At 57.2% G+C, this 1,584-nt stretch carries 1 protein-coding gene and 1 pseudogene; both read left to right on the top strand.

What is annotated here, in order from left to right; all coding sequences use genetic code 11:
• A pseudogene (locus I5W_RS21535) lies at positions 1-358 on the top strand (iron-containing alcohol dehydrogenase); the annotation flags it as partial.
• A gap of 166 nt (positions 359-524) precedes the next feature.
• Positions 525-1,520, top strand: a complete 996-nt coding sequence (locus tag I5W_RS21530) for an MFS transporter (RefSeq protein ID WP_252717167.1) — start codon at positions 525-527, stop codon at positions 1,518-1,520.
• Positions 1,521-1,584 lie beyond the last annotated feature (64 nt).

Below are 1,584 nucleotides of genomic sequence, written 5' to 3'. Positions count from 1 at the left end.
CGCTGTCCATGCGCTTTCCCATCCACTCGGTGCGTTGACGTATCCGAAGCTCCACCATGGAACGGTCAATGCGGTGATCTTGCCGGCGGTGTTGCGTTTCAATGAAGCCCACGTGGGCGACAAGTACGCACGTCTGCGTGTCGCGCTCGGCTTGCCTGCGACAGCGGATCTGGCCGAGGAAGTCGAAAAGCTCAATGTTCGCATCGGAATACCCCAAAGCCTCCGTGAGCTGCAGGTGTCGGAGGAGGTCGAAGATTTTGTCGTTGAGGGCGCGCTGAGCGATCACTCGACCCCGACCAACCCGCGCCCGCTTACCGAGAAAGACATCCGGAGTCTGTTCAAGCAAGCGTTGGGCTAAGCCGGATGGAAGCTTAGGGCCTGTTCACACTTAATCGCACTCGCAGATCAAGTGTGAACAGGTTCTAGCTCGCACAGTGTTCTGCGATCGGTACCTCGCAGGGCGATAGAGAGACACGCAAATTCCGCCGTCACTGACCGATGGCCCCATCGAAAGGACAGAAAAAATGAACGCCAGCTACCCGCCAGGCTCGCCCGCCAATTCTCAGAAGAGTCTCAGGAAGATCGCTGCGGCAAGCGTCATCGGAACCACTGTCGAGTGGTACGACTTGTTCGTCTTCGCCACGGCCTCCGCTCTGGTCTTCAACAAGATATTCTTCCCGAAGTTCGATCCGTTGATTGGTACCCTGTTGGCCTTCGGCACCTTTGCGTCTGCATATCTGGCACGTATCGTGGGAGCCGCGATCTTTGGTCACTATGGCGATCGTCTTGGACGAAAATCAATGCTGCTGATTTCGCTCATCATGATGGGGACGGCAACTTTTGCCATCGGGCTTCTTCCAGACTACGAAGCCGTTGGTATCTGGGCGCCGATTCTGCTGCTGACATTGCGTGTCATCCAGGGACTGGCGCTTGGTGGGGAATGGGGGGGAGCAGTCCTGATGGCGGTCGAACATGCCCCCTCCGAAAAGCGGGGACTTTATGGTTCCTGGGTGCAGATTGGCGTACCCGCTGGCACACTGATTGCGAACCTGGCATTCCTGCTTTGTAATGCATTCATGTCGACCGAGAGCCTGTTGTCGTGGGGATGGCGTATTCCGTTCCTGGCGAGCGCACTGCTGGTCGCCGTCGGTATGTATATCCGCCTCAACACGTCGGAGACCCCTTCTTTCCAAAAGGTGCAGCAGGAATCCAAGCAGGTAAAGATGCCCTTGCTTGAAGTGCTTGGCAAGCACTGGCGCCAGGTCGTGCTTGGCGGCGTCGCCACGATGTCCACCGGTACCGCATTCAATCTCATCGTATCGTTTGGCCTCACCTACGGCACCCAGACGCTGGGCTTCTCACGNCACCAGATGTTGACCTTGGCACTGGTGTCGTGTGCGGTATGCATGCTTCTGATNCCGTTCTTTGGCTGGCTCTCGNNACAGGTCGGGCGCAGGCCCGGTCATTTTGGGCGGCATCATTGCAGAAGCTGTCTTTGCCTTTCCCCTCTTCTGGGCTGATGGATACCAAGGATCTGTCTCTGGCTTTGCTGGGGTACCTGNTGATGATGTCTGCCTTTTGCGC

It is taken from the genome of Herbaspirillum sp. B65 (genome assembly GCF_000333555.1).
Taxonomy (GTDB): domain Bacteria; phylum Pseudomonadota; class Gammaproteobacteria; order Burkholderiales; family Burkholderiaceae_D; genus Herbaspirillum; species Herbaspirillum rubrisubalbicans.
This window is presented reverse-complemented; position numbering and strand designations above follow the sequence as displayed.